Source organism: Lactococcus sp. S64, assembly GCF_016516525.1.
Lineage (GTDB): Bacteria > Bacillota > Bacilli > Lactobacillales > Streptococcaceae > Lactococcus > Lactococcus lactis.
In genome coordinates this window covers 67,858-90,091 of sequence record NZ_JACVUQ010000007.1, presented here as the reverse complement: position 1 = coordinate 90,091, position 22,234 = coordinate 67,858, and the positions used below count along the sequence as shown (strand labels likewise).

At 36.2% G+C, this 22,234-nt stretch carries 22 protein-coding genes; 6 read left to right on the top strand and 16 right to left on the bottom strand.

What is annotated here, in order from left to right:
* Window positions 1-2 precede the first annotated feature (2 nt).
* The 3 genes from IAE51_RS08815 to secA all read right to left on the bottom strand — a co-directional run bounded on the left by IAE51_RS08815 (window position 3) and on the right by secA (window position 4,283).
* Window positions 3-269, bottom strand: a complete 267-nt coding sequence (locus tag IAE51_RS08815) for a phosphocarrier protein HPr (RefSeq protein ID WP_003132292.1) — start codon at window positions 267-269, stop codon at window positions 3-5.
* 250 nt (window positions 270-519) lie between these two features.
* Complete coding sequence (locus tag IAE51_RS08810; RefSeq protein ID WP_003132289.1) at window positions 520-1,557, bottom strand: 3-deoxy-7-phosphoheptulonate synthase; 1,038 nt, start codon at window positions 1,555-1,557, stop codon at window positions 520-522.
* A 128-nt stretch (window positions 1,558-1,685) separates the two neighbouring features.
* Entirely contained in the window at window positions 1,686-4,283 is a 2,598-nt protein-coding gene (secA, locus tag IAE51_RS08805) for a preprotein translocase subunit SecA (protein WP_021211046.1), read from the bottom strand.
* Window positions 4,284-4,457: 174 nt separating this feature from the next.
* On the opposite strand from secA, the gene IAE51_RS08800 reads away from it, so the two are divergent.
* A complete protein-coding gene (locus IAE51_RS08800) occupies window positions 4,458-5,102 on the top strand; it encodes an NAD(P)H-dependent oxidoreductase (protein ID WP_023349128.1) in 645 nt (214 codons plus the stop codon).
* A 34-nt stretch (window positions 5,103-5,136) separates the two neighbouring features.
* Complete coding sequence (locus IAE51_RS08795) at window positions 5,137-5,628, top strand: MarR family transcriptional regulator (protein ID WP_010905125.1); 492 nt, start codon at window positions 5,137-5,139, stop codon at window positions 5,626-5,628.
* Window positions 5,629-5,667: 39 nt separating this feature from the next.
* On the opposite strand, the gene IAE51_RS08790 is transcribed toward IAE51_RS08795, so the two are convergent.
* From IAE51_RS08790 to dtd, 5 genes are all read right to left on the bottom strand, one after another.
* Complete coding sequence (locus IAE51_RS08790; protein ID WP_003132283.1) at window positions 5,668-6,309, bottom strand: 1-acyl-sn-glycerol-3-phosphate acyltransferase; 642 nt, start codon at window positions 6,307-6,309, stop codon at window positions 5,668-5,670.
* Window positions 6,310-6,457: 148 nt separating this feature from the next.
* The gene (locus IAE51_RS08785; RefSeq protein ID WP_047206169.1) at window positions 6,458-7,867 is read right to left on the bottom strand and encodes an APC family permease; all 1,410 of its coding nucleotides are present in this window, start codon (window positions 7,865-7,867) and stop codon (window positions 6,458-6,460) included.
* A gap of 139 nt (window positions 7,868-8,006) precedes the next feature.
* Window positions 8,007-8,630, bottom strand: coding sequence for an HAD family phosphatase (locus tag IAE51_RS08780; RefSeq protein WP_025016997.1), 624 nt, complete (start codon window positions 8,628-8,630; stop codon window positions 8,007-8,009).
* Between the two features lie 2 nt (window positions 8,631-8,632).
* The gene (locus IAE51_RS08775; RefSeq protein WP_021723310.1) at window positions 8,633-9,628 is read right to left on the bottom strand and encodes a TMEM175 family protein; all 996 of its coding nucleotides are present in this window, start codon (window positions 9,626-9,628) and stop codon (window positions 8,633-8,635) included.
* Window positions 9,621-10,076: a D-aminoacyl-tRNA deacylase gene (dtd, locus tag IAE51_RS08770; protein WP_200095201.1), complete on the bottom strand. Its 456-nt coding sequence runs from the start codon at window positions 10,074-10,076 to the stop codon at window positions 9,621-9,623. Before dtd ends, IAE51_RS08775 begins: the two co-directional genes overlap by 8 nt.
* Before the next feature lie 190 nt (window positions 10,077-10,266).
* Between dtd and IAE51_RS08765 the strand changes: the two genes are divergently transcribed.
* Window positions 10,267-11,202 carry a glycosyltransferase family 2 protein gene (locus IAE51_RS08765; RefSeq protein ID WP_058202926.1) on the top strand — a complete coding sequence of 312 codons (936 nt, stop codon included), beginning with the start codon at window positions 10,267-10,269 and terminating at the stop codon, window positions 11,200-11,202.
* 14 nt (window positions 11,203-11,216) lie between these two features.
* Here IAE51_RS08765 and IAE51_RS08760 read toward each other — a convergent pair whose 3' ends face one another.
* The 8 genes from IAE51_RS08760 to IAE51_RS08725 form a co-directional block, all read right to left on the bottom strand.
* A complete protein-coding gene (locus IAE51_RS08760; RefSeq protein ID WP_200095200.1) occupies window positions 11,217-13,439 on the bottom strand; it encodes a bifunctional (p)ppGpp synthetase/guanosine-3',5'-bis(diphosphate) 3'-pyrophosphohydrolase in 2,223 nt (740 codons plus the stop codon).
* 200 nt (window positions 13,440-13,639) lie between these two features.
* On the bottom strand, window positions 13,640-14,596 hold the full coding sequence (locus tag IAE51_RS08755) for a polysaccharide deacetylase family protein (protein WP_012896949.1): 957 nt from the start codon (window positions 14,594-14,596) through the stop codon (window positions 13,640-13,642).
* A gap of 28 nt (window positions 14,597-14,624) precedes the next feature.
* Window positions 14,625-15,377 (bottom strand): 16S rRNA (uracil(1498)-N(3))-methyltransferase, encoded by a 753-nt coding sequence (locus IAE51_RS08750; RefSeq protein ID WP_200095199.1) that lies wholly within the window; start codon window positions 15,375-15,377, stop codon window positions 14,625-14,627.
* Window positions 15,378-15,476: 99 nt separating this feature from the next.
* On the bottom strand, window positions 15,477-16,430 hold the full coding sequence (gene prmA / locus IAE51_RS08745) for a 50S ribosomal protein L11 methyltransferase (protein WP_012896947.1): 954 nt from the start codon (window positions 16,428-16,430) through the stop codon (window positions 15,477-15,479).
* 17 nt (window positions 16,431-16,447) lie between these two features.
* Window positions 16,448-16,936, bottom strand: coding sequence for a YdeI/OmpD-associated family protein (locus IAE51_RS08740; RefSeq protein WP_143458994.1), 489 nt, complete (start codon window positions 16,934-16,936; stop codon window positions 16,448-16,450).
* A gap of 37 nt (window positions 16,937-16,973) precedes the next feature.
* Entirely contained in the window at window positions 16,974-17,258 is a 285-nt protein-coding gene (locus IAE51_RS08735; protein ID WP_058206650.1) for a hypothetical protein, read from the bottom strand.
* A gap of 130 nt (window positions 17,259-17,388) precedes the next feature.
* Window positions 17,389-18,942 (bottom strand): ABC-F family ATP-binding cassette domain-containing protein, encoded by a 1,554-nt coding sequence (locus tag IAE51_RS08730; protein ID WP_003132266.1) that lies wholly within the window; start codon window positions 18,940-18,942, stop codon window positions 17,389-17,391.
* 29 nt (window positions 18,943-18,971) lie between these two features.
* Window positions 18,972-19,439 (bottom strand): DUF3013 family protein, encoded by a 468-nt coding sequence (locus IAE51_RS08725; RefSeq protein ID WP_010905112.1) that lies wholly within the window; start codon window positions 19,437-19,439, stop codon window positions 18,972-18,974.
* Between the two features lie 151 nt (window positions 19,440-19,590).
* Here IAE51_RS08725 and IAE51_RS08720 point away from each other — a divergent pair, with 151 nt between their 5' ends.
* Genes IAE51_RS08720 through IAE51_RS08710 form a run of 3 tightly spaced genes read left to right on the top strand, consistent with a single transcriptional unit; the run spans window position 19,591 to window position 22,222 of the window.
* Window positions 19,591-20,079 carry a GNAT family N-acetyltransferase gene (locus IAE51_RS08720; protein ID WP_200095198.1) on the top strand — a complete coding sequence of 163 codons (489 nt, stop codon included), beginning with the start codon at window positions 19,591-19,593 and terminating at the stop codon, window positions 20,077-20,079.
* Between the two features lie 43 nt (window positions 20,080-20,122).
* On the top strand, window positions 20,123-21,382 hold the full coding sequence (locus IAE51_RS08715) for a replication-associated recombination protein A (protein ID WP_200095196.1): 1,260 nt from the start codon (window positions 20,123-20,125) through the stop codon (window positions 21,380-21,382).
* 54 nt (window positions 21,383-21,436) lie between these two features.
* Entirely contained in the window at window positions 21,437-22,222 is a 786-nt protein-coding gene (locus IAE51_RS08710) for a ParB/RepB/Spo0J family partition protein (RefSeq protein WP_021722894.1), read from the top strand.
* The last annotated feature ends 12 nt before the right edge of the window (window positions 22,223-22,234 follow it).

Sequence of the window (22,234 nt, the reverse complement as noted above, 5' to 3'; positions counted from 1 at the left end):
GATTATTCTGCGAGTCCTTCTTTAGTCATTGTTTCAGCGATTGTTGAGATTGCATCGTCAGCATCTGCACCTTCAGCTGAAATAGTAACGTCAGCGCCTTGACCAACACCGAGTGACATAACACCCATGATTGATTTAAGGTTTACTGATTTACCTTTGTATTCCAAAGTGATTTCTGATGTGAATTTTGAAGCTGTTTGCACAAGCAATGTAGCTGGACGTGCATGGATACCAGTTTCTGCAACGATGTGGAATTCTTTAGATGCCATTTTTATGGTTCTCCTTAGATGTTTTTTCATTTTTATTGACGATATCTAAAATATCTATCACTCTTGAAATTGTACCACAAAACGAAAGGGTTTGCAATATCTGCTGTTAATTTTTCATTATTTTTTTCATGGCTGCTTTTGAATGGTTGCTAGACTTTGATTTCTTTTATCATCAAATAAGTATTTTTTATATTATTTCCCTGAAGAAAATGAGCTGAAAAAAAGCTGTCAGTTCTGACAGCTTTCATTTTTAGTTATTTTTGTTTTCAGCTTCGTAAATTTCTTGAACAAGTGCTTCTGTTTTATCCCAACCTAAACATGGGTCAGTAATTGATTTACCAAATACTTCTGGTTTATCTTGGCGACCATCTTCTAGGTAAGATTCAATCATGAAGCCACGAACATTTTGGCGAATTTTATCATCCCAGTCACGATTAACTAAGGTTTGACGAACAATACGGATTTGTTCCATAAATTTCTTACCAGAGTTATCATGGTTTGTATCAATGACAATAAAAGGATTTTTCAAGCCCATTTTTTCATAAATTTCAATTGTATCAAGCAAGTTATCAGTGTAGTAGTTTGGATGGTATTTTCCATTTTCATCTTGTCCACCACGCAAAATCGCATGTGCTAAAGGATTTCCTGATGTTTGAACTTCTGCACGACCAAAGAGGAAATCTTGTGATTGTTGAGCGGCGTAAATTCCATTAAACATCACTTTCAAATTTCCTGATGTTGGATTTTTCAAACCAGTTGGCACATCAATCCCAGAAGCAACAAAACGGTGTTGTTGATTTTCAACAGAACGTGCACCAATCGCATGGTAGCTGACCAAATCATCTACCATTGGAAGATTTTCTGGGTAAAGCATTTCATCAGCAGTTGTTAAACCAGTTTCAGTGATGACCTTGTAATGTAAGTCACGAACCATTTTGATTCCATTGATTAAATCGGTATGACCATCAGCATCTGGTTCGTGAATCAATCCTTTATAGCCATCGCCATTTGTACGAGGTTTTGCAGTATAGACACGCATGACCATAAAAATTTTATCTTTAACTGCTTCTTGAAGTTTAGCTAAACGGCGAGCATATTCTAAAACTGCTTCTTCATTGTCTGACGAACATGGCCCAATAATCAAGAGTAAACGGTCATCTTCACCTTTTATAATTGCTTCAAGTTCTTTATCCCGTTGCAATTTTTTTTCTTGTTGCTCACTGTTGAGATGTCCCAACATCTTAATCGCATCAATATTTATCTTAGGACTTATTTCTTTAAAACTCATTCCAATTCCTCGTATTTCGCTTTGTTATTTTATCTATTGTATCAAAAATTTATTTAATTCTATACTTATTTGCGTCCATTAATATAAAAAAATTTACTGACAGAGCTGTCAGTAAATTAATTGGCCTTTTAGGCAATATGTGTACGTCCGTGACAATTTTTAAACTTCTTACCAGAACCACAAGGACAAAGGTCGTTACGACCAACATTTTCAAATGAAATTTCTTCACTAACAGAATGTTCAGTATCAACATTTGTAATATTTTCTTGTGAAGCTGTGGTTGTCATTCTTGGCGCTTCCTGACGGATTGCCGTTTGTGGTTGAATTTGAGCTTTCATCATCAAACGAGTCACTTCAAATTCAATCGCACCAATCATATTATTGTACATTTTATATGATTCTTCTTGATATTCAACAATAGGGTTATTTTGGGCATAACCACGAAGTCCTACTGATTGACGCATTTGGTCAAGCGCATCAATGTGTTCCGACCAGTTATTATCAACAACTCGTAAGATAACTGCACGTTGGAATTCCAACTGACGTTCTGGGTCAGATAATTTTTCCATTTGTGAAGCATAACGAGCTTTGACTTTATCAAAAATCAAATCTTTCATTGCTTGTACTGACAAGCCTGTCAGTTCAGACAATTCAATGCCATCTTCTGGCAACATTGTATTGTGCAATGTTTGCAAGAGATTTTTGACATTTTCTTCATCTTTAAGACTTCCTGCAAGTTCATGACCATCCACTTGACGATCAATTGTTCGCTTGAACATGCCCATCAAAACAGGAGTCATATCTTCTGTAGCCAAGATAACTTCCTGACGTTGTGCATAAATAACTTCACGTTGCTCACGGATGACATCATCATATTGCAAGACTTGTTTACGAGAATCGTAGTTATTTCCTTCGACACGTTTTTGTGAACTTTCAATCTGACGAGTAATCAAGCCAGATTTGATGACAGCATCTTCACCAGAAATACGCATTCTATCTAGGAAAGCTGAAACACGTTCCGAACCAAAACGTTTCATTAATTCATCTTCAAGAGAAAGATAGAATTGTGAAACCCCTGGGTCACCTTGACGTCCAGAACGACCACGTAATTGATTATCAATACGACGAGATTCATGACGCTCAGTACCAATAACAGCAAGACCTCGGAATTCAGGGTCTGCATGATCAATTACACCAGGCCCAAGCTTGATATCAGTCCCACGACCGGCCATGTTGGTCGCAATCGTTACTGCTCCTTGTTGACCCGCATTCATGATGATTTGTGCTTCACGGAAGTGATTTTTCGCATTCAAAACTTCGTGAGGAATTTTTGCTTCAACCAATTTCTTAGAAATCAATTCGGAAGTTTCGACAGCAACAGTACCAATCAATATTGGTTGACCTTCAGCATGACGACGTTTAATATCATCAATAACTGCTTTAAATTTAGCTTCCAAAGTTGGGTAAAGTAAATCTGGATGATCTAAACGTTGAACAGGACGGTTGGTTGGAATTGGTGTGATTTGAATGTTATAAATCTCACGGAATTCTTCTTCTTCGGTTTTAGCAGTCCCTGTCATCCCTGACAGTTTTTTATACATCCGGAAGTAGTTTTGAATCGTAATTGAAGCCATAGTTTTTGATTCATCTTGAATTGGCACAGCTTCTTTAGCTTCAATTGCTTGGTGAAGACCATCAGAATAGCGACGTCCAGGCATCGTACGTCCAGTAAATTGGTCAATAATCAAAACTTCTTGGTTTTCATCAACCATATAGTCGATGTCGTGAAGCATGATAAAGTTGGCACGTAAAGCATTATCTACAAAGTGAGTTAAGGCAACATTTTCCATATCATAAAGATTTTCGATTTGGAAGAATTTTTCGGCCTTATCAATTCCTTCTTCAGTTAAGGAAATTGTTTTTGATTGTAAATCAATCTTGTAATCGTCGCCTTCTTCATATTCAGAAGTAGCAACATTCAAGTTTTGACCTTTTAATGTCTTAGTAAATTGGTCAGCACGATAGTAAAGTGCTGATGAACTTTCAGCTTGTCCAGAAATAATCAAAGGTGTTCTGGCTTCATCGACCAAGATTGAGTCAACTTCATCAACAAGAGCATAGTTCAATGGCTTTTGAACCATATCTTCGGCACGTGTCACCATGTTATCACGAAGATAATCAAAGCCAAGCTCAGCTGATGTTGAATAAGTGATGTCACAGTTGTAAGCTTCACGTTTTTCTTCTGGTGATTTTGAATTCAAGTTCAAACCAACAGTCAATCCAAGCCAGCTGTAAAGTTCACCCATTTCAGTCATATCACGTGTTGCCAAATATTCATTGACAGTAACAACGTGAACGCCTTTACCTGACAAAGCGTTAAGATAAACTGGCATTGTCGCAGTTAAAGTTTTACCTTCACCAGTACGCATTTCGGGAACGTCACCATTATGTAAGACAATCCCACCCATAATTTGAACGTGGAAAGGGTATAAGCCAAGCACACGGCGGGCTGCTTCACGACAGACAGCAAATGCTTCATAGAGAAGATCATCAAGACTTTCTCCTTTTGCAATACGTTCTTTTAATTCGGGTGTTTTGGCTTTCAATTGCTCATCAGTCAAATGTTCCATTTCATCAGCGAAACTTTCAACTTGAAGCGCCATTCTATTGAGTTTTTTGAGCTCTTTTTTGTCGTTTTCGACAAGTTTTCTAATAATATTCGGCATAATTTCTCTTTCACAAAAATAAGTGGATATTACCATTAATTGTAACACTTTTACATAGCTTTTACAAACTGAAATACCACAAATAATTCGAATTTAATTCGTTTTCATGTTGACAAGCAACAAAATTAAGTTTATAATGTTGCTTATCAACAAAAAAGGAAGAAGAATAAAAAAATGACAACTTTACTTATAATTTTAGCTCACCCACATACTGACGACTTTAGCTGGTCTCTTGCTACAGTAGAAGAATTCAAAAAATCTTATCAAGAGTCTCATCCTTTAGATAAAATAATCATCCGTGATTTATTTTCAGAAAAGGTCCCAGCTCTTGATAATGAAACTTTTGCTGCTTGGAAACGTAATAAATATGCTCCTGATACACTGAGTGCTGATGATAAAAATTTACTACATCGACACGAAGAATATTTAGAAGAATTTCTATCAGCTGACAAATATGTTTTCGTCAACCCTATGTACAACGGCTTTGTCACTGCTGAATTGAAACAATATATTGATGTTATTGCTGTGCCTAGAAAACTTTTCCGTTATACTGAAAATGGCCCGATTGGCTTACTTGAAGGAAAAAAATCGCTTCATATTCAATCAGCCGGAGGATTTTATCATAATGAACAAGACCCAACACATATGGCTAACGATTTAGGTGCTGCTTATATTGACCAAACAATGAAAATGGTAGGACTTACTGACGAGAACCGTCAACAACTTTTCGTAGAAGGATATGCTCGCTACCCAGAACGTGCGGATGAATTAAAAGAAAAAGCATTTACCAGTGCAGAAAATTTTGGGAAAGCCTTCTAATTCCCTTTTATTGTATAATGTAAGCATGGATAAGATGACCTCAGCAGACCTAAACCAACAAATCTCAAAAGAATTGCATGAGTTACGACATGCAACTGACAATCGTTCTCAGGAAAGAAGCTGGATTTTAGCTCAATTAGATAATGATAAATTGGAAAAAGAAGTTTTGACTTTGTCAGTTGTTGCCCTTCACATTTTGTCAGCTTTGACCAAAGAAGATTTAACCGGTATTGAATTAGCCACAAAATTATCCGTCACTCGTGGCGGAGTGACTCGTGCTGTCCAAAATTTAATCAAATATCAGTTTTTAACTACTTATCAATCTGAAAGTGATAAAAAGAAAATTTTCTATCACCTGACAGTCAAAGGTCGAAAAGTAGCGACCATTCACGATAAAATGCATAAAATCATGGATATTAGACTTGGACAAATTTTCGATAAATATAATGAACAAGAAAAATCAATTATTTTGAGCTTTCTGTCTGATTTCAATCTGACAGAAGCAGGACTTTTTGATTCAGAATAAGTCAAAAAAAACCTAGCAAATCAATTTGCTAGAGTTTTTTTATTTTGCTTCATAATGAAAATCTGGGTTCAATTCTTTATCAAGTTCTGCAAAAGCAACTTCCATTCGACGGTTAACTTCGGCAATGCCTGCTTCATCCATTTTTTTAATATCTGAAATATCAATTGGATGTCCAATATTTATTGAAACTTTTTGACGCTTGAAAACACCTTTCATCGTCAAAGGCCCTTGATAGACGGCAGGTACAATTCGGACTTTTGCCATTTTAGCAATGACCGCAACCCCACCTTTCATCTCTGCACTATGACGACTTCCTGATGGAAACATAATCATTGATTTATCTGATTCTTTAAGCATTTTAACCGCATGTTTTAAAGGCTTAGTTCCTGGATTTTCGCGGTCAACTGGAAAGGCACCACACATTTTAATCCACCACCCCCCAAAACCTTTAAACAATTCTTTTTTCGCCATGAAAATAAATTGTTTAGGACGAGTTGCAAAAGCAAACCAAACTGGCTCCCAAGCCATTCGGTGAGGGGCGACTAATATATAATTTTCATCTTTAGGAATTCGGTCAACATTGTAGTATTTACTTTTTCCATTCAAAATCAAAAGTAAAAAAGCGACAAGATTGCGTAAAAAGACATAAAAGATTCGATGTTGTTTTTCATATTCTTTCATTTTTGGGTAATTTACTCCTCATATCATAGTTGCTGATAACTTCCCTATTTTAACTTATTTTAGTAATTTTAGCAATTTTTGTCCGCTCCAAAATGATGACAAAAAAATGGTTCCAAAAGATTTTGAAACCATTTTTTATAATATCTTTTTATTTTTCTTCTGATTTTCTGCTTCGACGATTTCCATAAGCAAAATAAATCAAAATTCCAATAAGGAACCAAATTCCTGAATAAAGTTTTGCTTGCACATCCAATCCCCAAAATACAAATAATGAACCAATAAAACCAAGAGCTGGTAAAACTGGATAGAAAGGCATTTTGTAAGTTGCTTCTGGCAAATCTTTTCCTTGACGACGACGAAGTGAATAGATTCCAAGTGTAACAAACATGAAAGCAATCAAAGTTCCTGCTGAAATAAGTTGAGCAAGGAAAGCAAAGGGGAAGAATGCCCCGATGATAATAGCAACAATGGCTAAGGTCCACACACCATTTGCTGGAAGATTTCGAGCATTCATTTTACCCAAACCTTTAGGTAAAAGTCCATCGCGTCCAAAAGCATAAAGCAAACGTGAACCTGCAAGAACCATTCCCAAAAGGGCGATAAACATTCCGGCAAGTGCAATAGCTGTTACAACTTCTGATAAAACAGAATAACCTGATTGTTGAAGAGCCCAACCAACTGGCGCTGCATTTCCTGCATAGGCTGAGTAAGGATGCATCCCTACAAGTACCAAGGTTACTGCTGCAAATAGAACAACAGCAATTAGAAGCGACCCAATAATTCCACGTGGCATTGTTTTTTGGGGGTTTTTAGCTTCCGCTGAATTGGCTGCAATTGAATCAAAACCGATATAGGCCAAGAAAATCATTGATACCCCAGACCAGATTCCCGAGAAGCCACCAAAACCTGTTTTGGGATTGTGTGGTGGAATAAATGGATGGTAATTTGCTGGCTTAATGACCGTAATCCCAACAATGATGAAAGCAATGACAGCCGCTACTTTAAGCACAACAAGAATTTGACTGATTCGTCCAGCATCAGATGCCCCACGAAAGACAATAATTGCCGAGAGTAAAATGACTAAAAGTGAAATAATATCGACAACTCCACCGTCTGTACCAAATGGATTGGCCAATACTTTTGGGAGATGGAAACCGAGTGGCGCTAGCAATTGTTGCAGATTTGCTGAGAAGCCTGAACCAACAAAGGCAACGGCAATAAAATATTCCGCAAGCAAAGCCCAACCAGCAATCCAACCAAAACCTTCGCCAAATAAGACTGAAATCCAAGAATAGGCTGAACCCGCAAATGGCATCACTGTTGACATTTCAGCATAAGCCAAGGCAACAAAACCAGCGACCAATGCAGCAAGCAGGTAAGAAAAGACAACACCTGGGCCTGCAAATTGAGCAGCGACCTGACCTGGTAAAGTAAAAATAGAAGTCGAAATAATTGTTCCAACACCTAGTGCAAGAAAATCACGTGTGGTTAACACCTGATTATAGTGTTTATCTGCATCTCGATAAAGCTCAAAATCAGCTTTTCTCATAAATCCCATAATAAATCCTCATTTTTCTGAATTTGTAACTAAATAATTTCAATAAACTGTATTTTACCGAATTGTCTGATAATTGTCAAGAACTAACTTTATGCAGTATAAAAATATTTTTTCCAAAAAAAAATTACTGACAGACTTGTCAGTAAATTATTTCTTGGAAATTGAGTTCTGTCAGTACTTTTGGCGCCTTTAGATGATAAGTTTTCAAACCTGCTGCTTGTGCGCCCAAGATATTATCCGCATTGTCATCAATAAATAAAGTTTCATCAGCCTTTAAATTTGACTGACGAAGAACCTCTTGAAAACTTTCAACTGTTGGCTTTCTTAAATGCAAGTCATGTGAATAATAAGTTTTTCTAAAATAAGTTGATAGAGGCTGACCCATTTCTTCGATACAACGTTGCTCAAAACACTTAGCGTGAATAGCATTCGTATTTGAAAAAAGATAGAGTGAAAAATCTGCTGACAGCTCTGTCAGTAAATCCATTCGTTCTTTTTGGAAATCTTTTAGAATTAAATTCCAATTTTCTTCAATTATTTCATCTGTCAGTTGGCTATTTGTTGCTTCTCTAAACTTGTCATAAAAAATTTCGGGAGAAATAAGACCTAATTCTAATTTCTCAAAAAAATCGACTTGCTTTTGCGGATTAAAATAAGCAGAAAAATCTTTTATTCCTAAGTTCTCAAAGGAATTGACCATTCGTTCAAAACCTAAGTCTAAAATTACACCACCTAAATCAAAAATAATATTTTTTACAGTCATTATTAACCTTCTTTCAAATAAGGAACACCGATAGAACGTGTAGCAGCATAAACTTCTTCCTCCTGATTGCGGTCATTAACCATGCGGAACAAAAAGTTAAAAATGGGAACAATAACAAAGAGCCAATGTCCATAAAATGGAAAAATAATGGCAATAATCATGATAACAACATTCATTAGAATAGTTGAAAATAGCCTGATTAACCAAACACGACGCCAGAATTTAAAAGATTTAGGCATTTTATGAAAATGATCTTTAGTAATTGAATAACTTAAAAGCTCCTGCTGAAGTAAAATCACAATCAAAACCAGACCAAAATTCAGGGCACTAAATGATGTTGGAGCAACCATAATCCATTTGGTCAACAGCGGAATTAGTGAAAGCAAACCAATAAAGATAAAATCTTGAACAATGATTTTTTCCGTAATTTCCTCTGTCAGAGCAAAAATCTTGTGACGATTGAACCAAAAATTAGCTGTAACAACAAAACTTACTAGGAAGATTCCAACTGAACTGATGAACTCCCAATAACCTTGATTACCAGAAGGGACAGGAATTTCAAGGAGCATAATAGTAATGATGACCGCAATAATTCCGTCAGCAAATGCTTCAATGTGATGACGGAGCTTTTGTTTTCTAAGCTTCTCATCTTCTAAAGCATGATGAGTCATTGATTCTTGCAATTCTTCACTCGTCATCTTGGCATATTGTGGATGCGTATTGAGAAACTCTTCTTTAAGTTCTTCACGCGCTTGAATCATCTCCGGATTGCTTTGCATTTCCTCAATTTTTCGTTTCTGACGTTCAGTCAGGTTTTGACTTTGTTGTTTTCTAGCCTGCTCTTTTGAATAACCGTTATCAAGTGAGCCAATAATATTATTTTGCCAAATTTCACCAACTTGGTCAGGTTTTTCTGAGGACTGATAAGTTTTTATTTTACTGACAGAGCGAACAGGAACCCGTTTTTTTACGCTACTTTTTTGCAGTCTTTTAGGCATTTTTTCTAGCTTCTTTCGTATCTAAAATAATAGTGACAGGGCCATCATTTATCAACTCAACTTGCATATCAGCCCCAAAAACTCCTGCTTTAACCGGCACAATCTGAGCTAAGCTATCATTAAATTTTTCATACATTGCTTTAGCAAAATCAGGTTTTCCTGCTGCAGAAAAGCTCGGACGATTCCCTTTTTTAGTCTCCGCATACAAAGTAAACTGAGAAATTGACAAAATCTCTCCTTGAATATCTTGAACAGAGAGATTCATTTTATCAGCTTCATCTGAAAAAATTCGCATTTGCGCGATTTTAAGTACTGCATAATCCAAATCAAAATTACTGTCAGCATCTTCAACCCCAACCAACAATAAAAAGCCTTGATTAATTTTTCCCTTAATGACTCCATCAATACTGACAGAAGCTGACTTTACACGTTGAATTACTATTTTCATAATCTTTATATTTCACTCCTATGATAATCTCTTTACTGACAGTATAGCACAAAAAGTCCAATTTTAATCAGCTCTCTTTGGGCATTTATTCATTTTAATAACATCAAAAGAAAGCTTGACATCACAGGACTCTTTAGGTATTATCATAAATAGGTACTAAGATAAGATAAAAAAACAATAAAGGAAAAAAATGGAAGAATTAGCGATTGTTGTCCCCGTTTATAACGAAGAAGAAACGATTGAGCTCTTTATTAAAGAGGTAAATGACAAAACAGAAAAACTCGAGCTAAAAAAGATTTTTTACTTTGTAAACGACGGTTCTAGTGACCAAACGCTTCCTCTTATAAAAAAATTAGCGAGTCAAGTTGATAATATTAACTACATTAGTTTCTCAAGAAATTTTGGTAAAGAAGCAGCTTTACTTGCTGGTTTAGAAGCTACTACAGAACCTCTTGTTACAGTAATGGATGTTGATTTACAAGATCCACCTGAACTACTTGTTTCTATGTATCAGAAACTTCAAGAAGGTTATGATAGTGTTGGTGCTCGCAGAATTTCACGTTCTGGTGAATCTCCACTGATTTCATTTTTCTCTCGACTTTTTTATAAGATTATTAATAAAGTATCGACTACACCTATTGTAGACGGAGCCAGAGATTTTCGGCTTATGACTCGTCAAGTTGTGGATAGTATTTTGACACTCAGAGAAAATAATCGTTTTTCAAAAGGGCTTTTTTCTTGGGTCGGTTATGATGTAACTTATTTAGAATACGAAAATCACGAACGAAGTGCTGGTCAAACTTCTTGGTCTTTTAGTCAACTTCTCCGTTATTCTATTGATGGGATTATAAATTTTTCGGAAATGCCGCTCAATATTGCGACATTTGTTGGCTTTTTTAGTTTTTTAGCCTCACTTTTACTCAGCATTTTTTATCTTCTTAAAACACTGATTTACGGTGACCCTGTTCAAGGTTTCCCAACTTTGATTGTTTTGATTTTACTTTTAGGCGGCTTACAACTTCTCTCTCTTGGAATTATTGGTAAATATATCGCTAAAATATTCCTGGAAACAAAAAAACGTCCCAATTATATTATTAAAGAAAGTAATTTAAAAGAGCTTGACTAAGTCAAGCTCTTTTTTTAAGCATTTGTCCGTTTTACAGAATAAACATCTGGGGTCATTTTGATTTTATCAACAATTAAAGTCAAATCTGATAGATTTTTAATGCCTAAAGCGATGTGAATATTCGCCATTTTTTTATCTTTAGTGGGTTGAGCATTAATTGAAATCAAATTTTTAGTAGAATTTGATAAAACTTGCATCACATCGTTGAGCAAGCCCGGACGATTAAAGCCATAGACATCAATATTAGCGACATATTCTTTCACTAAGTTTTCTGAATCATCCCATTCAACTTCAACAAGTCTTTGTTCAAAGTCTTCCATACTTCGCACATTTTGACAATCAGCTCTATGAACTGAAACACCACGCCCTTTTGTAATATACCCCACAATTGGGTCCCCTGGAACAGGATTACAACATTTGGCAATACGAACAAGTAGGCTATCAATACCAGAAACACTGACTCCACCATCGTGACGAATCTTCATGATGTTTTTACTTGATTCGCGTTTAACTTCACCCTTCATCAGCTCTTCAGCTTCGGCTTTTTGTTTGGCTCTCTCAACTTCACGACGTTCATTTTCAGTTAAACGATTGGCAATTGTTGTTGCTGAAAGCTCACCAAATCCAATTGCTGCATACAAAGCTTCCGCATTACGGTAGCTAATCTTATTGAAGACTTCATCTAGATGTTTCTTATCTAAATACTGATTTGGTACAAATCCACCTTCTTCCAAAGCTTCTTGTAACATTTCACGGCCTTTATTGACCGACAATTCTTTATCTTGGCTCTTAAAGAATTGTTTGATTTTGTTTCTGGCTTTATTAGTTTTAACTAGATTAATCCAGTCACGGCTTGGTCCAAAAGAGCTTGAGCTGGTAATAATTTCAACCCGATCACCTGTTTTTAGTTGAACAGATAATGGTTTCATTCGTCCATTTACTTTCGCTCCAGTCGCATGGTCACCAACTTTTGTATGGATAGCATAAGCAAAGTCAATAGGACCTGAACCTCTTGGTAATTCTTGGACTTCACCATTTGGAGTGAAGACATAAATCTTATCTGATAAAATATCTTCTTGAACGGCTTTGACAAAATCTTCTGCTGAATCACCAGCTTCTTCACGCAATTCCACAAGTTCATGAATCCAATTCAAGGTTTCAGAAATTTCATGAACATCAACTTTTGCTTTAATCCCTTGTTTGTAAGCCCAGTGAGCGGCAACCCCAAACTCAGCGATTTGGTGCATTTCTCGTGTTCTAATTTGGAATTCCATTGGGCCTTTGGGACCATAAACGGTTGTATGGACAGATTGATAACCATTGGCTTTTGGATTGGCAATGTAATCTTTAAAACGACCCGGCATTGGTTTCCAAAGGTCATGAATATAACCTAAAGTCGTGTAAACGTCACTTGTTGTTTCTGTGATACAACGAATGGCAATCAGGTCATAAATCTCATCAAAACGTTTCTTCTTATCGTGCATTTTACGATAAATAGAATAAATATGTTTTGGACGACCATAAATTTCTGCATCAACTCCAGCTTTTTCAACTCGTTCTTTTAATTTACCAATTACTTCAGCAACAAGCGCTTCACGAGCTGTTCTTTTTTCATTCATGAGACCACGAATGCGATAAAATTCTGCTTCTTCAAGATAACGGAATGATAAATCTTCTAATTCCCATTTGATACTGGCAATCCCCAAGCGATGAGCAAGAGGGGCATAAATTTCCATGGTTTCACGTGAAATCCGCTTTTGTTTATCTGGTCTGAGATGTTTAAGCGTGCGCATATTGTGCAAGCGGTCAGCCAATTTGACCAAAATAACACGAATGTCTTTGGACATAGCCATAAGCATCTTACGGTGGTTTTCAGCCAATTGTTCTTCGTGTGACTTATACTCAACTTTACCTAACTTAGTAACTCCATCAACAATTTCAGCAATTTCGTCGCCAAATAATTCTTGCAAATCACCTTGGGTAAAATTGGTATCTTCAACAACATCATGCAAAAAACCACAGGAAACGGTAACGGCATCCAGTTTTAATTTGGCTAAAATTCCTGCAACTTGGGTAGGGTGGACAAAGTAAGCTTCTCCTGATGCACGATATTGGTCTGCATGGGCAAGTGAAGCACAAGCAAGTGCTTTTTCTACGAGTAAAAGGTCTGTTTCATTCATGTAGTCAGAACAGATATTGACAACCTCTGCTCCGGTTAAATCTGGTTCTTTAGGCATAACTTTAGATACTAGACCATTTTAAAGTTGACTCTAAAATGGTGACCAGTTTTCCTCCTTATTTAGATTAATATATCATCTCATCAAATTTTGTAAGTTAAGGTTTATTTCACTTAATTTAATCTATTCTATCACATTTGTAGGTTAAGCAAAAGGATGACTATTGCAAAACTAAAGATAAAACTCCGATTATTCGGAGTTTATTTATTTTTTTCATTATAATCGGTTGAGGGTTGAATCATTTGTAGCATTTGCTCAGTTGTGGTAGAACTCATCATTCTAAAGCGTGGTAGCGTTAATAGACCATCACTTTCTTTGGCTGCTATTGCAATAGCACCATTACGGCCCGGGTCAAGCAAACCAAACTTATAACCTAACTCGTTAGCTAAATTCAAGGTATTCTGGTTATAACCCCCTGCTGGATAACAGATGATATCTGTTTTTTGCTCGAGGTTTTTATCTAAATCTGCTTTTGATTGTTCAAGTTCTGTTCGTTGAGCTTCCAAAGTGAGCTTTCCTAAATCAGGATGGCTGACCGTATGACTGCCAAAATCAACAAGTCCACTTGCTTTCATTTCCTTGATTTGTTCCCAGGTCAAAATTCCGCCTTGGCCTTTATTCACATAACCTGTAATAATAAAATTCGTGGCGTGCATATTGTATTTTTTCAATAAAGGGAAAATTTCAGTGTACATTGTGACTGAACCATCATCAAAAGTAAGCCAAACCATTTTATCACTTGGTTTTTCTTTGGTCGTTAGAATTTTTTCGGCATCTGAGCCACTAACCGTTGTGTAGCCTTTTTCTTTCAGTGCTTTTAATTCATTTTCAAAGGTTACAATATTGATGTTATTACTATCTTGTGGGAGCTGATCAGCCCTTGAAGTGACATAATGAAACATCAAAATGGGCAGTTGATTTTCATTTGTTCCAGCCAGCCATTTTGTTTCTTTTGGTTGAGAAGCACTAGATGAGGCAGTGCTTTTAGCTTTTTCTTGACTTGAAGTTTGACTGCTTTTTGGGCTTGTATTTGTTTTAGGACTTAACAAATGAACCCCAGCAAAAGCAATTGCAATTATTCCAATTAAAAGAACGAAAACTGTGAGGATTGAAGCCCAGCGAATTCGTTTTTTGTTACGTTGTGCACGTTTTTTCATAATCGATTTCCTAAAAATTTTTCTTTATTTATAATAATTCAAAATAAGCTGAAATACTTGAGAGGGCATATAATGGAGCCGTTTCTGCTCTTAAAATTCGCGGCCCTAAGCCAATCATTTTTGCACCTAAATCGGAAAACTTTGTGATTTCGTCTGGACTAATTCCGCCTTCTGGTCCAAAAATGATAAGTACTTTTTGGTTGAGCGACATTTCTGTCAGTGCTTGTTTGAACATTGTTTTCTCACCCATTTTTGCTGATTCTTCATAAGCGATAAGAACTTGGTCAAAATCAGTAAACTTATCAAGTAAATCAGTAAATTGCTCAAAAAGTTGAAGTTCTGGAATCATTTGTCTGCGTGATTGTTCGGCTGCTCCTAGAGCAACTTTTTCCAATTTTTCTTGTTTTTTTGTCAGTTTTTTCTTGTCCCATTTACTGACAGAAGCTTTAAAAGGTGCTGACCAAATGGCTGTAGCTCCTAATTCTGTTGATTTTTCAACAATAAAATCGAGCTTGTCTCCTTTAGGAAATCCTACAGCTACTGTAATTTGAACAGGCAATTCTGAGGACTCTGTCAGTAATTCTATCAGCTTCACTGATTGGTCACTTGGCGAAATGACTTCTGACAGCCCAATTTCACCATCAGTAAAAACAAGACGGATTTGGTCACCACTTTTAGCCCGCATCACAGTGAAAATATGATGAGCTGCTGCTTGATTTTCAATGATAAATTCTTCGCCCAGTTCCGGTAATTTTTTAAATACAAAATATTGGTTGGCCATATTTTTTCCAATCATTTCTTAGAATAAAGTTTTGAATCTAATCTTTTCTTTATTGTGCTTCTCCATTGACTGAAAGATAAACGACTTTATTTAAGCCTTTTATCCACCAATGACGCCTTCACGATTTTCTGTTTTCTTGAAAATCAGGCAGTTCCATTCGCCTTGAATCATTCGTGTTTCAAGGAAAAATCCAGCTTTTTCTGCTGATGCAATGACCATGTCCGCTTTGTCAGCAATAATTCCTGACATAATGAGATAGCCTTCTTCTTTGACCAAGCGGAATGCGTCTTCTGTCATTAAAACAAGGATATCAGCCAAAATATTAGCCACAATGACATCCGCTTTTTTGTCAATTCCTTCAAGCAGATTGTTTGCTGAAACATGAATTTTTTCATGACCAGGATTGAGTTCAATATTTTCTAAAGCCACGCGCACAGCCACTTCATCAATATCATAAGCAAATATTTCTGATGCGCCAAGATATGAAGCTGCAACTGACAGCACGCCCGAACCTGTTCCAACGTCAAGTAACGTTTCTCCACCACGAAGAACTTGTTCTAAGGCATAGAGTGACATTTTGGTCGTTGGATGTGTCCCCGTCCCAAAAGCCATACCAGGGTCAAGTCGAATCAATTTTTCAGAGCCTGTCGCCACGTAATCCTCTGTCCAACTCGGCACAATGGTTAAATCATGCGTAATTCGTGCTGGTTCAAAATACTTTTTCCAAGCTTCTGCCCAATTTGTTTCTGACAGGTTATTCGTTGTTACTGACAGACCTGTCAGCGAAAAATAATCACTCAAATTTGCGATTTTATGTTCAATTTCGGCTTTGAGTTCCACAATTGGCATATTTTCTGGATAATAAGCAGTAATTTCAACAAAATCAGATTGTTCAATTTCAGGAAGAACTTCGCCAAATTGGTCTTCGTGATTGAGATAATCAGCACTGTCATTAATTTCAACGCCGGCTGACCCCGCCTCTATCAGCAAAGCTGAAATGGCCTCTTCGGCTTCCCGACTGATTTTTATTGTGATTGAATTCCAATTATTCATTTATTTCATCTTTCTTTCTATGGTTTATCTCGGCCTACAAAAGAGTTCTTTCCCAGTAAGAAACCAATCGCTCGCCTAACATTTCGCTCGATAGCTTCTTCTGTTTTCAACCTTGCAATGTAACGATTAATTTCAACTTGTTCAGAGGGGATTAATTGGTCAAATACTTTTTTTGCTTCCGGATTTTTGGCTAATGCTTCACTTAAAACTTGTGGTTGCTTGACAATTCGTGGCTCTGAATCATAGGAAATTGTAAAATCAAAGATTTCCCCGATTCTTTTAGGCGAATTTTTCAGCATCGTCGTATTGACATATAAGCGCCAATCCCCTTTGAAAAACATGAGATTTTGCTGATAAGTTTTTTCATTAATCTGACCACAAATAGGAATGGGCGATTTTTCTCGTCCTGAATCCTGAAATATTTTCTGCAAAATATCTGGCGGTACAGCCACAAAGGGATTGATACCGATAATTTCCAGTTCAGCTTGAAAACTATAGCTTTTCATAGTGACCTTAAAGTCCTCTTTCCTGTCAGCAAAAAATTTACTTTTCAAGTTTTTTTAGTTCTCTTTGCATTCGCGAAACAAATTTTTTTGCTGACTTAAAATCTTCATCATCAACATATTCAACAGCATCTTCAAGCAAATCAATCCAACTCAATATCTCTGAGTTAAAATTGTTCACATCGTACTTTTTAAATTCTGTCAGTAAAATTTTTAGTGTCTTTACTAACTGTAAGCTCCGATAACACCGCTCTGAGCGGCGTTTTGCCAAAGTTCGTGCATAATCTTGTTCGGGATTTTCCCAAGGATGAAGTTTCTGAGTCATTTTTCTCCTAATACTGTTTAATTTTTCATGCAAACCATTTCTTGTGTTTGTGCAAGCTAGTATAACTGCAGTTCAACTACCAATTTTTAAGAAAAATTAGAGATGAACTAGCATAAGAATTAATCAGTAATTACAAAATACGAGTTGTCCATTCTTCACAGTTAATGACATCAGAAACTAGACCTTCATAAAATTCTGGTTCATGTGAAACCATCAAAACAGTTCCCGGATATTCAATAAGTGCACGCTTGAGTTCTTCTTTAGCGTCCACGTCCAAATGATTGGTTGGTTCATCCAAGATGAGAATGTTAGATTCGGTATTCATTAATTTAGCAAAACGTAATTTTGCTTGTTCTCCACCTGAAAGAACATAAACACGTGATTCAATTTGTTTAGCCGTCAAGCCCACCCGAGCAAGTGCCCCGCGGAGTTCTGCTTGATTCCAACTTGGATACTCATCCCATAAATCATCAAGTACCGTTTTTTGCGAAGGATTTTTGATTTCTTGCTCATAGTAAGCAATATCTTGGAAATTTCCTTTTTCAACTTCCCCATCAAGACTTGGAATCAAGCCCATTAAACTCTTAAGCAAAGTCGATTTCCCAATCCCATTGGAACCAATAAAGGCAATTTTTTGTCCAGCTTCTACTTTTAAATTAATTTCTGACGACAAAGGTTCATTGTAACCAATAACTAAATCTTTTGCCTCAAAAACGAGACGACTTGGTTTTCTACTAAATTTAAAATCAAAATGAGGTTTTGGCTTTTCAGAAATAGTCTCAACAATTTCCATTTTCGCCAATTTTTTCTCACGCGCTTTTGCTTGACCAGATGTTGCCACATTCGCTTTTTTACGGGCAATGAAATCTTTAAGTTTAGCTTGCTCAGCGACCTGCGCATTATGCAAAGATTCAAGCTGTGCCTTTTTCTCTTCAAAGACACGTTCAAATTCCGCATACCCCATTGAATAGCGGGTAATCCCTAGACCATGCACATGATAAATGATATTGACCACTTCATCCATAAATGGCACATCATGCGAAATCAAAATAAAGGCATTTTCATAGTTTTTAAGGTAATTTTTCAACCATAAAATATGTTCTTCATCCAAATAGTTTGTTGGTTCATCCAAAAGCAAGATATCTGGTTTTTCAAGCAAAAGTTTACCAAGTAAAATTTTTGTTCTTTGCCCTCCAGAAAGCTCGGCTACATCTTTATCCAAAAGAGGAGTTAAACCAAGACCTCGTGCTGTTTCTTCAACTTTGGCATCAATGAGATAAAAGTCACTATTATCCAATTCTTCTTGAAGTTCTCCTACATTCTCAAGCGCAGCATTCATCTCATCTTCTGACATTTCTGCCATTTTCATGTAAGTATCATTGATTTTCGCTTCTATATCAAAAAGATATTGAAAAGCCTCAGCCAATGCTTCACGCGTCGTTTTACCTTTTCCAAGCGCAGCGTGTTGATCCATATAGCCAACCCGGTGTTTTTTAGACCAAATTACTTTTCCCTCATCAGGAACCAGAGTTCCTGTGATAATATTCATGAAAGTTGATTTACCCTCACCATTTGCCCCAACAAAGCCGATGTGCTCACCTTTTAGCAAACGGAAACTTACATCTTCAAAAATTGCGCGGTCACCAAAACCGTGGGATAGATTTTTTACATTTAAAATACTCATTTTTTATTTCTTAAATCTTTCTAAATTTCTTAATATCTTGGATACTTATAAAAGTCTGTTTCAGATAAATCAGCAATGCCATTTTCAAAAGCTTCTTTATCCCAATTGACTGAAAATTCTTCGGCAGCTTCATCAGCTAGAAAGTCCATTAAATCATCCAAGCCTTGATCGGCACTTTCTTGTAAAAATTGAGCAAAATAAGCCAAAAATTCACGAGATAAGCCTTTTTCACCATAAGGAATTGTTGCCAAATAATCATTTTCATCAAAACGTGATTTAGCGGGATTATAAAATAAAACTGCATCCTCATAGACGATATTTTCTGCTGATTCTACTCCTTCTGCATCAGTCAAAAGCGCTCCAGAACTATTTTCTGCCTCTAGTAAAAAGCTGACTTCTACCGCAAAATTACGCTTATCCCAATTCATTTCAAAATCATAAGTAAATCCTTTTTCTAAAACTTCTTCCAAAACATCTAAAAATCCAAATTTAGCCATTGTTCACACCCTCTTTATATTATGTTAAAATAATTATAACAAAAATTTGCTCTAGAAAAGTCGCAAGACTTAATAAATCAGTTCATTTAATAGCTTTTTTACGTTTATAATGTGTAAATAGATATTTTTTTAGAATTTGGAGAAAGATTTAATGGAAATTAGAAAAATAGAACCACGTGACTTTGTCAAAGTTGCTCAATTGGAAAATGAAAACTGGACCCTAGCTTCAACTCCACATGTCATGGATTCCTCAGCAGAAAAAATTATCGGTAAAATTATGACTGGAACCACTTATTTTCTGGCAGTAGAAAATGATGAAATTCTTGGAATACTTGATTACGGCCCCCGCCACAAATCTGAATTTGGAAGACATACTGTCACCTTTGGCATTATGACAGCACAAGAAGCCAGAGGTAAGGGCGTAGCTACTACACTAATAAACTTCTTTATTGATTTTGCAAAAAAAGAAGGATTCAAAAAAATTACAATTCAAGTGATGGGTTCAAATCCAGCAGCCTTGAAACTTTATAATAAATTAGGCTTTGTTGAAGAAGGACGTTTGAAAAAAGAATTTTTCATTGATGGTGAATATATTGATGATTGCATTCTCCCCTTCTATCTAGACAAAAGCCTTATGTAAACCAGATTTACATTTGTTGTAAACCTATGGATTGGAGAATAATATGGCACAAAATCTTGCAAGACGAATGAGACCAAGAAATATTGATGAAATTGTTGGACAAAAACATTTAGTTGGTAAAGGAAAAATCATTCGCCGAATGGTCGAAACTCAACTTCTTTCAAGTATGATTCTCTACGGACCTCCTGGCATTGGTAAAACTTCAATTGCTTCAGCGATTGCTGGAACAATGAATGTCGCATTTCGGACATTTAATGCAACGACAGACACTAAAAAAAGACTTCAAGAAATTGCCTCAGAAGCCGAATTTTCTGGCCAACTTGTTTTATTACTTGATGAAATTCATCGCCTAGACAAACCTAAACAAGATTTTCTTTTACCACTTTTAGAAAACGGACAAATTATTTTAATTGGAGCAACAACCGAAAACCCTTATTTTTCAGTTGTTCCAGCGATTCGTTCTCGCGTACAGATTTTTGAATTAAAACCTTTAGAACCAGAAGATTTAGAATTTGCTGTAAACCTAAGTTTACAAGATAAAGAACGTGGATTTGATTTTGATGTGACCATTGACGATGATGCACTTTACTTTTTAATTCATTCGACTAATGGGGATTTACGTTCTACTTTTAATGCCTTAGAATTAGCCGTTCTTTCCTCAAAAGAACACCATGTCACTTTAGATGATATGGAAAATTCTTTGCAAAGAAAAGCTGCAACTTTTGATAAAGATGGCGATGCTCATTATGACTTGCTTTCTGCTTTACAAAAGTCAATTCGTGGTTCTGATGTCAACGCAAGTTTACACTATGCGGCTCGTTTAATTGAGGGCGGAGATTTGCAGAGTCTAGCCCGGCGCTTAACCGTTATGGCTTATGAAGATATTGGTTTAGCAAATCCTGATGCCGCACTTCATACGGTTTCAGCATTATCAGCAGCCGAAAAACTCGGTTTTCCTGAGGCACGGATTCCCCTTGCCAATATCATTATTGACTTGGCTTTATCCCCTAAATCAAATGCGGCTTATTTAGCGATGGATGAAGCGATTGCTGATTTAGGGAAATATGGAAATCTTGCTGTACCACCACACTTACAGGATGGCCATTACGCTGGGGCAAAGGATTTAGGAAGGTCTGTAGAATACCAATATGCTCATAATTTTCCTAATCACTGGGTAAACCAACAGTACTTACCTGATAAAATTAAAAATGCTGATTATTTCCGTCCTGATGATATGGGAAGATATGAAAAAGCACTCCACAGTCGTAAAGAATGGATTGATGAACAAAAAAAGAGGAGCTGACAAATCTGTCAGTAAATAGAGCACAATAAAATTTACTGACAGAAAGTGAAAAATATGGTAGAACAAATCACTCAACTTAAGTTGTCAACAATTGTAAAAAACCCTTACCAGCCTCGTCTTGTTTTTGATGAGGATAAATTAAAAGAATTGGCTAATTCTATCCAAGAAAATGGCGTTTTACAACCCATAATCGTTCGTAAATCAAAACTTGTTGGCTATGAGCTTTTAGCAGGTGAACGTCGGTTTCAAGCTTCAAAATTAGCTGGTTTAGAAACTATACCAGCAATTATTAGAAGCTATTCTGATGAAGAAATGATGACTCTCTCAATTTTAGAAAATTTGCAGAGAGAAAATCTCAATCCACTAGAAGAGTCTAAAAGCTTGGCACAATTGGCTGACAAATTGGGAATGACCCACGATCAAATCGCTAAGGCCCTTGGAAAATCAAGGTCTTATGTCTCTAATCTTATTCGTTTACTTGGTTTGCCTGACACAATTTTGAAGCATGTTGAAAATCGAGAGATTTCACCTGCTCACGCTAGAACACTTTTAGCTGAAAAAAATCCTAAAAAGCAATTAGAGCTCGTTGATAAAATAATTAAAGAGCAGCTCAATGTCAGAGCACTTGAAGCTATTATTTATGGTGAAGAAAAAGTTACTGACAAATCTGTCAGTAAATTAAATATCAATCTTTTTACTGACGAAACTGAAAAAGAACTGATGAAAAAATTGGGAAACAGGGTTAAGATTCAAGCAAATAAAAAATATCAAGGGAATTTATCCATTCACTTTGATAATCTTGATGAACTAGAACATCTAATAAAATTACTAAAAAAATAAAAAAAATTTACT

What these genes read in the sequence shown, in the direction of transcription:
- IAE51_RS08715 (WP_200095196.1), top strand. Translation starts at nt 20,123, where the DNA reads ATGGCACAAAATCTTGCAAGACGAATGAGACCAAGAAATATTGATGAA.
- IAE51_RS08755 (WP_012896949.1), bottom strand. Translation starts at nt 14,596, where the DNA reads ATGAAAAAACGTGCACAACGTAACAAAAAACGAATTCGCTGGGCTTCA.
- IAE51_RS08760 (WP_200095200.1), bottom strand. Translation starts at nt 13,439, where the DNA reads ATGCCTAAAGAACCAGATTTAACCGGAGCAGAGGTTGTCAATATCTGT.
- secA (WP_021211046.1), bottom strand. Translation starts at nt 4,283, where the DNA reads ATGCCGAATATTATTAGAAAACTTGTCGAAAACGACAAAAAAGAGCTC.
- IAE51_RS08740 (WP_143458994.1), bottom strand. Translation starts at nt 16,936, where the DNA reads ATGAAAAGCTATAGTTTTCAAGCTGAACTGGAAATTATCGGTATCAAT.
- IAE51_RS08815 (WP_003132292.1), bottom strand. Translation starts at nt 269, where the DNA reads ATGGCATCTAAAGAATTCCACATCGTTGCAGAAACTGGTATCCATGCA.
- IAE51_RS08765 (WP_058202926.1), top strand. Translation starts at nt 10,267, where the DNA reads ATGGAAGAATTAGCGATTGTTGTCCCCGTTTATAACGAAGAAGAAACG.
- IAE51_RS08800 (WP_023349128.1), top strand. Translation starts at nt 4,458, where the DNA reads ATGACAACTTTACTTATAATTTTAGCTCACCCACATACTGACGACTTT.
- IAE51_RS08795 (WP_010905125.1), top strand. Translation starts at nt 5,137, where the DNA reads ATGACCTCAGCAGACCTAAACCAACAAATCTCAAAAGAATTGCATGAG.
- IAE51_RS08720 (WP_200095198.1), top strand. Translation starts at nt 19,591, where the DNA reads ATGGAAATTAGAAAAATAGAACCACGTGACTTTGTCAAAGTTGCTCAA.
- IAE51_RS08810 (WP_003132289.1), bottom strand. Translation starts at nt 1,557, where the DNA reads ATGAGTTTTAAAGAAATAAGTCCTAAGATAAATATTGATGCGATTAAG.
- IAE51_RS08725 (WP_010905112.1), bottom strand. Translation starts at nt 19,439, where the DNA reads ATGGCTAAATTTGGATTTTTAGATGTTTTGGAAGAAGTTTTAGAAAAA.
- IAE51_RS08790 (WP_003132283.1), bottom strand. Translation starts at nt 6,309, where the DNA reads ATGAAAGAATATGAAAAACAACATCGAATCTTTTATGTCTTTTTACGC.
- IAE51_RS08710 (WP_021722894.1), top strand. Translation starts at nt 21,437, where the DNA reads ATGGTAGAACAAATCACTCAACTTAAGTTGTCAACAATTGTAAAAAAC.
- IAE51_RS08780 (WP_025016997.1), bottom strand. Translation starts at nt 8,630, where the DNA reads ATGACTGTAAAAAATATTATTTTTGATTTAGGTGGTGTAATTTTAGAC.
- IAE51_RS08785 (WP_047206169.1), bottom strand. Translation starts at nt 7,867, where the DNA reads ATGGGATTTATGAGAAAAGCTGATTTTGAGCTTTATCGAGATGCAGAT.
- dtd (WP_200095201.1), bottom strand. Translation starts at nt 10,076, where the DNA reads ATGAAAATAGTAATTCAACGTGTAAAGTCAGCTTCTGTCAGTATTGAT.
- IAE51_RS08735 (WP_058206650.1), bottom strand. Translation starts at nt 17,258, where the DNA reads ATGACTCAGAAACTTCATCCTTGGGAAAATCCCGAACAAGATTATGCA.
- IAE51_RS08730 (WP_003132266.1), bottom strand. Translation starts at nt 18,942, where the DNA reads ATGAGTATTTTAAATGTAAAAAATCTATCCCACGGTTTTGGTGACCGC.
- IAE51_RS08775 (WP_021723310.1), bottom strand. Translation starts at nt 9,628, where the DNA reads ATGCCTAAAAGACTGCAAAAAAGTAGCGTAAAAAAACGGGTTCCTGTT.
- prmA (WP_012896947.1), bottom strand. Translation starts at nt 16,430, where the DNA reads ATGAATAATTGGAATTCAATCACAATAAAAATCAGTCGGGAAGCCGAA.
- IAE51_RS08750 (WP_200095199.1), bottom strand. Translation starts at nt 15,377, where the DNA reads ATGGCCAACCAATATTTTGTATTTAAAAAATTACCGGAACTGGGCGAA.